Annotated in this window: 10 protein-coding genes; 8 read left to right on the top strand and 2 right to left on the bottom strand. The window is 50.1% G+C overall.

Annotation, left to right across the window (positions count from 1 at the left end; genetic code table 11):
• Window positions 1-91: 91 nt before the first annotated feature.
• Window positions 92-907, top strand: coding sequence for a type IV secretory system conjugative DNA transfer family protein (locus FBR45_RS26175; protein ID WP_246082397.1), 816 nt, complete (start codon window positions 92-94; stop codon window positions 905-907).
• 1,429 nt (window positions 908-2,336) lie between these two features.
• Here the strand turns inward: FBR45_RS26175 and FBR45_RS26170 are convergent.
• Window positions 2,337-2,588, bottom strand: coding sequence for a hypothetical protein (locus tag FBR45_RS26170; protein WP_138507415.1), 252 nt, complete (start codon window positions 2,586-2,588; stop codon window positions 2,337-2,339).
• Window positions 2,589-2,707: 119 nt separating this feature from the next.
• Here FBR45_RS26170 and FBR45_RS26165 point away from each other — a divergent pair, with 119 nt between their 5' ends.
• The 3 genes from FBR45_RS26165 (at window position 2,708) to FBR45_RS26155 (ending at window position 4,896) form a co-directional block, all read left to right on the top strand.
• Complete coding sequence (locus FBR45_RS26165) at window positions 2,708-3,103, top strand: hypothetical protein (protein ID WP_246082396.1); 396 nt, start codon at window positions 2,708-2,710, stop codon at window positions 3,101-3,103.
• A gap of 55 nt (window positions 3,104-3,158) precedes the next feature.
• Window positions 3,159-4,073: a HindIII family type II restriction endonuclease gene (locus FBR45_RS26160; RefSeq protein ID WP_138507413.1), complete on the top strand. Its 915-nt coding sequence runs from the start codon at window positions 3,159-3,161 to the stop codon at window positions 4,071-4,073.
• An 82-nt stretch (window positions 4,074-4,155) separates the two neighbouring features.
• On the top strand, window positions 4,156-4,896 hold the full coding sequence (locus FBR45_RS26155; protein ID WP_212748659.1) for a DNA-methyltransferase: 741 nt from the start codon (window positions 4,156-4,158) through the stop codon (window positions 4,894-4,896).
• Between the two features lie 26 nt (window positions 4,897-4,922).
• Here FBR45_RS26155 and FBR45_RS26150 read toward each other — a convergent pair whose 3' ends face one another.
• Window positions 4,923-6,020, bottom strand: coding sequence for a replication initiation protein (locus FBR45_RS26150; RefSeq protein ID WP_138507411.1), 1,098 nt, complete (start codon window positions 6,018-6,020; stop codon window positions 4,923-4,925).
• A 409-nt stretch (window positions 6,021-6,429) separates the two neighbouring features.
• Between FBR45_RS26150 and FBR45_RS26145 the strand changes: the two genes are divergently transcribed.
• The 4 genes from FBR45_RS26145 to FBR45_RS26130 all read left to right on the top strand — a co-directional run bounded on the left by FBR45_RS26145 (window position 6,430) and on the right by FBR45_RS26130 (window position 9,976).
• Window positions 6,430-6,909 carry a helix-turn-helix domain-containing protein gene (locus FBR45_RS26145; protein WP_138507410.1) on the top strand — a complete coding sequence of 160 codons (480 nt, stop codon included), beginning with the start codon at window positions 6,430-6,432 and terminating at the stop codon, window positions 6,907-6,909.
• Between the two features lie 369 nt (window positions 6,910-7,278).
• Window positions 7,279-7,740, top strand: a complete 462-nt coding sequence (locus FBR45_RS26140; RefSeq protein ID WP_138507409.1) for a BfmA/BtgA family mobilization protein — start codon at window positions 7,279-7,281, stop codon at window positions 7,738-7,740.
• A gap of 17 nt (window positions 7,741-7,757) precedes the next feature.
• Entirely contained in the window at window positions 7,758-8,717 is a 960-nt protein-coding gene (locus FBR45_RS26135; protein WP_138507408.1) for a DUF5712 family protein, read from the top strand.
• Complete coding sequence (locus FBR45_RS26130) at window positions 8,717-9,976, top strand: type IV secretory system conjugative DNA transfer family protein (protein ID WP_212748658.1); 1,260 nt, start codon at window positions 8,717-8,719, stop codon at window positions 9,974-9,976. The genes FBR45_RS26135 and FBR45_RS26130 overlap by 1 nt, the downstream gene beginning before the upstream one ends.
• The last annotated feature ends 67 nt before the right edge of the window (window positions 9,977-10,043 follow it).

Raw genomic sequence — 10,043 nt, 5'->3', positions numbered from 1 at the left:
AAGGCGAATATGACTTTTCGGAAGGCACGTTACGAAATTTGGTCAGTCTAGAATTGGGTCAACTCTTAAAGGAGGAAGCAAAACCAGTTTGATGGAACATTTCGTACGAATGTGGGCAGCCCCCCTAAAACGGATGAATACACCGGGCCAGCGGCCAAGCGTCGTTATCCTGGATGAAGCCCCCACGCTGTTTATTCCCAACTTTCAGCAGTTGCCCGCCACCGGGCGCAGTAACAAGATAGCCACCGTTTACGCCGTTCAGGACATTTCCCAAATGGTGGGGGCTTTTGGCCGGGAGACCAGCGAAATGATTTTAGGCTCGTTATCAAACCAGTTCTTTGGCCGCTCGACCACGCCCGAAGTAGCCGAACGGGTCAGCCGAATGTTTGGCCGCTATGACCAGGAGTACACCGGGCGCAGCGTGAGCCACAGCGATAACGGCACCAGCTTCAGCCAGAGCCGGAACGTGCAGCAGCGCGACCGTTTGGAGGCTCAGGCCGTAATGAGATTTGAACAAGGCGAGTTTGCGGGCATTCTGGCCGAAGGGAGCCACGCCGAATTTAGGCGGTACTTTGCCGCCCCTACCAGCCAGGGGCAGCCCATTCAGCCCTTTAAGCGGGTAAGCGAGACCGACACCCGCCAGCAGTTCAGCCGCATCAAAGAGCAGGTTAACCAGGTGTTAGCCAGTGTTCCACCGCAGGAAGCCCCCGCCGACGCAGGCCACAACCGGGAGCAGAACGAGCGCAAGGCACCCCCCGCCCAACCGGACGGACGAGCGACCGCAGCCGCCAACGGCCCTACTACCGCAGCCGAACCGGTGCGCCGGAGCGACGGCCCGACCAAACCAACGCCCAGGCTGTTACCACCCGCCCAACCGGAGCCGGAGGACTGGCAAAACTTTATGTAAGACTTAACCTATGAGAACCCCCACAGGACGAAATAACGGGCTTTTTTGGCTGTTAGCTCTGCTTCTATTGGCAGGCCGCAGCCCCGCCCAAAGTGTACAAATACGGGTAGGCGTTCAAAGTGTATTTGCCCCTAATGGCCCCTTACCCAACTTTGCCGGAGGGCAAACCGGCGCACTATTACCGCAGGTACAATTTAGCCCAACGCCCGGTTATGGAATCAGCATAGTTAGGCCCCTGCAAATTGGAACCATCCAGGTACAGCCGGAAATCAAATTATCACTTTACCGGATTGGTTATAAACTGGTTTGGACACGAGCCGATCAAACCGTTTACGGTACTCAATCCAACGTCAATACAACCCCTGCCGTTGAGTTTCTTTTGCCCTTACGGGAGCAGTTGACTATTGGTAAAAACGCGGTTAGTCTATTGTTGGGGCCGTATGTACAGCTTCGGGGCAGTCATTATATTGAAACGAGCCAGGGAAGCCCAAACACCATATTTCCGGCGTATGAGCGCGAACGGTACGGCATTGAGGACAAATACCGTAGCAGTTTTGGGATAGCGACCGGCGTACAACTGAACCGCCAACGGTTCGACGTTCGGTTACTGGCTCAGTTCGGCAAAACGGCCTTGTTTAGTTCGACATGGCAGAAGTATAACAGTTGCCTTGTATCTCTGTCAGCCGGGTACGCCATTGGCGCGAGATAGCTTAGCGTAATTCTTTGTCCAAAAGCTAAGGGCCAATTTTGCAAGTGCCGCTTGCAAAATTGGCCGCTGCCTTCGGCGACCCGTTAGCGGGGAGCAGGCCGACAAGTGAAGCGGGGGAAGGAAAACCAAACAATCTTTGGAGAGCCAGCCCCATTGAGGGCCGGACATGGCCGGGAGCCGGGCCAGATCAGGCGCGAACCCCGCCCGCAGCTCGTCCATTTTGGACGCAGCTACAAAATATTATTCGGTTTCCCTGTTACTGTAATTCTGGACTTCACATTATAGTAACAAGGAGCGATTGACTGAATTTTCAAAAATGCTTATATTTAAGCTCACTAAACACGAATACTACCATGAGCAAGAAAGGTGGCTCTACAAACAATTCAGGGCAGAGTACGCCCAAAGTTGCTACGTTGGCGAGTAAGGTTTTACAAAACCCGAATTCCAGCAAGGTAAGCAAGACGCTGGCAGCGTCGGTACTGAGTCAGGCACCCAATAAGCCGAAAGGAAAATAATAAGCCTGAAAGGAGAAAAGTACAACGCCCGGCCCCTCTTGCAAGAGGGGCCGGGCGTTGTACTTTTTAGAGAGTGGTTTTATAAGTGATGTTATGTTATTCGGTTATTCCTCGAAACATGACACAACGACAGACTAAGCCCAAACTCTGAAAAATGCAACGAGCATAGAAGCGCAGAACAAAACCGAAGTTTTGTTTACACGTCTTAAAAGCCAGGTCGCCGAGCCACGCCCACCGCTTCCATAAATCGGGATAGCTTCACAAGGTAGCGTTGTATAACTACCTGTTCTTTTTCTTCATAGCCGGTTTCAGTCTCTATCTGGAATCGGATTCTGTATTCGTAATCAGGCAGCACCTCCAATACTTCCGCTAAGTAGAAATCTTTGCGTTTAACATCATTGAAAACGCATAGCTGCCCCTGTGTTAGCCGTAGCCGGTCGCCAGTGAGAGGTTCCATAGAGTTGATTTTTAGGGCGTTAAAATACTGACAACAAAACTAAGATTTTGTTAGCAGTTGCGACTAACGAGGAAAAAGACGTAGTTTACAGCCATAACAAAACGTCGTACTTTACTGCAATGGCTACCCAAGACGACATAACAAAACCAAAGTTAAGTTTTGCAGCCCTTGACGTGGCCGCAGCAGAGCCGGAGCCAGAGGGGAAAAAAGGCAAGGGGGGCAGACCCCGACGCGCCCCGGACGTGGGTTTATGGACAGTTCGCGGGGTTGACCTCGAAACCCGTACCGCCATCGAGAAGGCCGCGCAGCGTAGCGGTAAGACAATAGGCCAGTACGTAAACGAGGATTTACGCCAGTACGCCCAGGAGCAAATAAAGAAAGGCAGTCAGCCCCCCATGCGTCAGGAAGATATACGCACCGAGTTAGACGACATTAAAGGCATGATTACCAAACTTGCCGAGCGAATGCCAGCGCAGGAGAAACGGGGATTTTTTCAACGCTTATTTGGTGCATGAAATTAATTGAGTCAATCCCATGACAATTTTATTTAACATTCACTAACACAGCAGTATGTCAAAAATTATATCTGATGCAGCGATTAAAAGGCGCACATATTGGGTCAATGAAATCAAGAATTTAAGCGGCAACTTCAGCAACGATTATGATCGGTTGGAGAAAGAGCTAACAGCCGAGTTGAGTAGTGCAGGAATAAGCGCACTGATAGACCATCTTCGTCTATGTGGAAATATTCCAGAATCGTACAAACACGATTCAAGCGAGGAGAAGCTATATTCTAAATACACAGATTGCCTTCTTTCGTTGGCATTTAATGCTATTGGATTCAGAAGTTTAGTAATGACCGAGCGAGGAGATGCCGCTGACGTAGAAGTATTTGGGAATGGCTATGATTTTGTAGCTGATGCCAAGGCGTTTCGTCTTAGCCGAACTGCCAAAAATCAGAAAGACTTTAAGATAGAGGCAATGCACGGATGGAAAAGGGGTAAGTCAAACGCTATGGTTGTTTGTCCTATCTATCAACTGCCGAACACGTCAAGCCAAATTTACCAAAGTGCAACAAGTCGAGATGTCTGTGTTTTCACGTACTCCCATCTTGCTTTGCTGCTTTGTTACTCGCAAACCGCTGGTAGTCAGAAAGTACAGCAGATGATTGGTAGAATTTTTAAGGTTATACCAGCACTCAACCCGTCTAAAAGTGCAACAGCATATTGGTTAGCTGTAAATCAAACCATGCTTAATTTTTCTACAGACGTGGCTAATCTATGGAGTGTCGAGAAGGCGGCTTCTATAGAGAGCGTTGCTATAGCTAAAGAGGAAGATTTACGCTTTTTGTCTGACCAAAGAGCATTAATCATGAGCATGGATCATCAACAAGCACTAAGGGCTTTGATTCAGATGAGTAAAATTGATGAGAAAATAAGTATCATCAACGGAGTTAGAGACAGCGGAATATTTACCATAAAATGACTTTGTAATGAGTGTGAGCGCGTATCGAAATAGTATCATTGAGGGTAATTGTGTGGATGTAATGCGGGGTTTTGAATCTGATATGATAGACCTAACTATTACATCACCGCCTTATGATGATTTAAGGAACTACAAAGGATTTACCTTCCCTTTCAATGACATTGCGAATGAACTTTATAGGATTACCAAACCTGGTGGAGTTGTGGTGTGGGTTGTGAATGATGCAACAATACAGGGTAGTGAATCAGGAACAAGCTTTAAACAAGCTCTGTACTTTAGAGAAGTAGGCTTCAATCTTCACGATACAATGATTTTCAAAAAGAGAAATCCAATTCCTCAGATATACCGAAAAAGGTACAATAACGAATTCGAGTTTATGTTTGTCTTGAGCAAAGGCCAAGTCAAAACCCATAATCCTATAATGGTTGATTGTGCCCATGCCGGTTTAGAATTGAATGGAACTACATATAAGAACTATTCTAAGAATGACCAGACACGGGAAAAATTAGCCAATCCTGTTAAGGACAAAAAGATTAAGGGGAATATTTGGGAATATGTTGTAGGAAAAAGACAAGAGGATCAGGAAGCAAAAGGGCATCCCGCCCCTTTTCCTTGTGAACTTGTCAGAGATCACGTAAAATCATGGTCAAACAAAGGCGACCTTATATTTGACCCAATGTGTGGCAGTGGGACTACTTGTAGGGTGGCCAATGAATTAGAGAGAGCTTATATCGGAATAGACATAAGCCCTGACTACGTTGCATTAGCTAAACAAAGAATTGTCAATAATGAGTACCAATCAAGATTGAGCTTTGTTGACTGACTTAACGGGTAACGGGGTTTTCCCTGTTACCCGTTAACATTTAATGCCGCTTGAACCTCCTGCTTTAGTCGTTCCTGAGCAGCCTTACCCATTCGGACAAACACCGCGTTACAGTACTTCACCCGGTCGTTTATGCGGTCGTCGGTGTTTTCCTTTAACTGCCAGTCATACAGCAGCTTATTAGCCGCTTTGGTGCCTATATCTTCCAGATACAGGGCTATATTCTTATCTGTTACCTTCCATTCCCGCAGACTGGCCACCACCTTAGACACTACCGCATTTTGCAGCCAGAACTCCGGTATCTTACCGTCCTGCTTACGTTTGAGGGTGAACCTAAAGCCGGTTATCTTCTTACGGCCCCGCGTTAGTCGGTCAGTTTCGTACACCGGCTCATAGTCAAATGCCAGAGCAGTACCAGCCAACTCCTCTAACGGCTCCGTGATGGTGTACTTAACTAAGTCTTTGGTTAGTGGGTACTTTATCTTTGGGTTTCCGTTTTTGTCTCGCTTGACCCTACCCCGCTTATCCTTCTCTTGGGTGCAGTCCATAAGTTGGCGGTACTGTTCAACCGTCGGACACCATAGACCCGTATCCCGGAAGGCGGACAAGATTTCAAAGAAGCGCATCGAGTACCAGCTTTTTAACCCCATGTAGTTGTTAAGTTGATAGGTCGAGTAGTGGGCGATCTGGACAAAGTACGGTTCTAACTGTGGGTTCAGCAGTACCGTAATGATTCCATCTTTGTACCCTACGGCCCTTTCTTTGGTGGAGTCGAGCAGGTGCCGGGCAAACCATTCTTTTCCGTCCAAGCTCTCAAATTCCCATATAGCCGCCAACAGTTCAAGTAAAGCACCCTGAATCTCCTTATAGGCGGTTTCCTTCGTAATACCTGCTTCAGTAACGATGTCCACGATACGGAACTGATAGTAGGGGCGTAGCTTAAAATCATCGTCCCGTATCTGGTCAATAACGCGGGCCATGATGCGTTTAGCGGCCACGCTCATACGTCCCTGACGGGCAAACGTTACGTTCCAATGCTGCTTAACTAAGTCTTTATGTTTCGGCTCATAGGTCAGGCCGAGCGGTAAAACTAACTGAGTACTTCGTTTGTCTTGTCCCTCCATCTCTCTACACGGTTAAATAGAAAACGGCAGCAAGCTAATAAAAGGAGATATAATATACAACTCCTAAAAATCGGGGGTATTTCTCCTTTTATTGCTTATCTGAGTGGGGGTATATCTCCTTTTATTCGGCCTGCCAAGTGGGGGTATATCTCCTTTTATTCGGATTCACACCTTATATAGTATTTAACTATAAAGGAAATCTCCTACTATGATAGTTGTCGGGCCGCGCGTTGCTAAAAAGGTGGTGGATAAAGTGAAAAACTAATCCTGACGGTCAGGAATTGGGAAGGAAAAAACAAAAAACAAATAAGACCGCGCGTTACTAAAAATTTCAAAGAGGGCGGCAACTATAAATTTAGTTATCAACATTTTCTATCTACCTTCCCTATCTGTTTAGTAATTTAGAGGTATGATTTTAGTACGTGAGAGCGAACAGGCGGAAGGGGCCGCAGTATCGGCCAGCCTACCGCGCACTAACCCCCGGAGCCTGCTGCAAGTGGTCAGCCGATACCGGGAGATACTAACCAGTGTAACCCAACGAGCCGCCCAGGAGGACGCGCCCACCGTGGCCAGCTTCTTAGGATTGAGCCTGACCAACTACTATACCAAGCGACGCGGAGAGCGACCGTTTAACTATGCTGATGTTTGCCGATTGGTCGAACGCTACGGCGATGAGCAAGACCGGGCCGACCTACAAACGTTTCTCAACGTCCGCGACGGGTTATATAGTCAGTTGCAAAACTCCCCTATTCCTCTGGTTAGGTTCCGCCGGTTGTTGGGCCTGCAACACTACCGGGATTTAGCCCGGCGCAGGGAACACCCCGACACTTGGCGATTAGCCGACTTAGAAAAGATAGGGCAATTCCTGGCGCAGGTTGGGCAGGTGTGAACCATACCAATCATACCACCAGTACCAGCCATACCACAACGGCCACACTTTGTACACCGGGTACAACTGATACAACCAGTACACCCGATGCAACTAAGGCAACCGGCGTACCTGAGTTGGTTTTTCTTCCCTTCTACCCCTTGCGCGGTGCGGTCTGATAGCCCCCCTACGGTGGGCAGGCTGGCGCGTTCGTAGAAGCGAGCCGGAACGGTATTCGCTTCGCTCATACCGTTCTTCGGCCCGCCCTACGGGGTTGATAATCAAACACATAAGCATAAACAAAAACTATAACCAAACGGGAAAGAGACGTATTTAGCAGTTAACCCATTGATAAACAGCGTGATTTTTCCGTATTGGTGTCCGTGACCCATGAGCAGAACCCTAAAAAGTATTGATGTTGACCCGGAGTTATACGAGGACTTTAAGAAGCTGGCTAAGTCCTACGGCATGACTAACAAAGACCTGTTCGGGGCAATGGTGCGGTATTTCAACGCCACCAAAGCCGACCCCAGAGACCCCAAAGCCGACAATCCAACCGACGCAATCAAGGCGTTAGACAAACGGTTAATCGGCTTCATCCGGGAGCAGGAAAAGAAGATACTGCGCCCCCTGTCGGACGACGTGCAGGTACTTACCAAACTACTGCAAGAGGACGTACCGAGGAAAATAGGGCAATCGCAAATCCGAACAATCAGCAGTGCCTTAAAGCCCGAACTCCTGACCGACCGCTTTAAGGCGGCTGTTGCAGGCATGAACAACCCGCAACCCGTTCCGCCCAAACCGGACGCGGCCCGACCGGGAACCACGCCCCCGATTAACCCTAACAAATGATAGTCGGATTGTAGCGTATGGTGGTAAAAGTTAGTGGCGGGAGTGCGGGCAGTTGTGGCGGTTTGGTGAACTACTTAGAGAAGCAGGAGCGCGGCCAGTGGTTCAGCCAGGAGCGCGACGGAATGCGGGCGAACGAGGTAACGCCCACCATCGACGGGAACAAACGGAATTTGGGCCGCGACGACGAGAAGTTTTACCAAATCATCATTGGCCCCAGCAAGGAAGAATTAAAGCACATCGGCGACGATCCGGCGAAGCTGCGCGACTATACCCGCGACGTGATGAACGAGTACGCCCGAAATTTTGGAAAGGGGATAGAAGGGAAAGACCTGGTTTGGTTTGCCAAAATCGAGAAGGAGCGCACCCACACCCACCAGGACCGGGCCGTACAGACGGGCGAAGAATGGAAGGGAAAAAAGAAGGAGGGCGAACAGACCCACGTTCACGTTATCGTTAGCCGGACGGAGAACCTAAGCCAGTTTAAAGCGCAGCAGCAGGCCGGGCAGATGGAGCGGAAACACCCGCTTAAACTCAGTCCGGCGACGAATCACCGGGCCACCGAGAAAGGAGCCGTAAAAGGGGGATTCGACCGTACCAACTTCATCCGGGCCAGTGAGCGACAGTTTGACCAGAAATTCAGCTACGAACGCAAGCCAACCGAAACGTTTGAGTACAGCCGTAACCAGCAACACGGAACCCAGGCCGAACGGGTAGCCGAAAAGTTGGCTGTGATTCGGGCCGAGAGCCACCGCCAGGAGCAGGAGCGAGCGGCCCAACGCCAGGCCGCAGAACAGCGAGCCGCCGAGCAGCAGAAGGCGAAAGAGCAAGGACAAAACCAGCAACAACGGACCAAAGGGGAAGAAAAGACACAAGAGCCGCAGCAGCGACCGCAGCAGACCCCGCCAGACGTGGCCCGGCCCCAACAACAACGACAGCAGGAGCCGCCCGAAATCAAACGACGCGGCCCCCGTCTGTAATGACTTATCCAACAATGAAAGACGACAAATTAAGTGGCTATATCGCGTTAGGCGGCTTAGGGCTGTTTATCTATACGCTTTCCACCAAAACGCCCGCCACCTGGCACGGCGGAGACCTGTTTATTTTAACTCTAATCGCCAGTCTGTTAACTCCTTCGCTGTTAGGCTGGCTTCGCGTTTTCGGCTTAGGCCGGGTGAGTGACTGGGCGTTAGATGCTATCGGGTATTATGAGGAGCAGCAGTTTAAAAGCTGGATGCTCTGGAATAAGATTTGGGTGCGTTCGCTGCCCTGGTGGTTGGCGTTCTTTCTGGTGAAAAAGTACACCGGGTGGGGCAGTCTTGTATTTATGGCGTATGCGGGTTGGGCCATCTTCCGCCATTACCGCCGAAACGCCCCGCAGACCATCAACATAGACCCTAAACAGGGCGGATTTGTGTTCCAGACTGGCGACGGGCCTATCTGGTTAGCCAACCCCTACCGGGGAACGTTTATCAACGGCGGCCCCGGCAGTGGTAAAAGTAAATCACTCGTCGAGCCGATTATTCAACAGGCCGGAGCGCAGGGCTTAACGGGTTTAGTGTATGATTTCAAATTTCCCACGCTCGCCCAGGACGTGGCCGGCAGTTATGTCGGCACGGACGTAACGCCGTATTACGTCAACTTCACCGACGTAAGCCGCAGCCACCGGATTAACCCCGTAGCCCCCCGGTTACTATCAAACGTTAGCCACGCCCGCGAAGCGGCCCTAACCGTCCTAAGCAACTTAGACGTAAAAGCAGCCCAACAGCGTAGTTTCTGGATTCAGTCGGCGGAAGTGCTGTTAACGGGTAGTATCTGGTATTTGCGGAACAACCACCCGCAGTACTGCACCCTGCCCCACGCGGTTTCTTTGCTCCTGGAGAGCGACCCCCGCAGGCTGATCGAGGTACTACGGCAGGACGACGAAGTACGGCCCATCATTGCCAGCGTGAGCAGTGGGGCCGGGAGTGATAACCAGTTAGCGGGCGTGTTCTCAACCGTACAAAACTATCTGTCCGCTTTGGTCAGTCCCGCGATTTATTGGGTATTATCGGGCGACGACGTGCCGTTTGATTTGAACAGCCCGCAGAAGCCCGCTATTTTGACCGTAGGCAACGACCCGACGTTAACCGGGACATTCTCCCCGCTGATCTCGTTAATCGTCTCTACGGCCCTAAAACGGGGGGCTGCCCACATTCGTACGAAATGTTCCATCAAGAAACCTACATACATCAGCTAGCTTTCTGGCTGGCACGTATGTAGGCATACAGCGTGGGCTTACTAATAGCTAACAGCTCGCAAATCTT

It is taken from the genome of Spirosoma lacussanchae (assembly GCF_005870035.1).
GTDB classification, from domain to species: Bacteria; Bacteroidota; Bacteroidia; order Cytophagales; family Spirosomataceae; genus Spirosoma; species Spirosoma lacussanchae.
The sequence above is the reverse complement of the archived record's forward strand: the minus strand, read 5'-3'. Positions and strand labels throughout refer to the sequence as shown.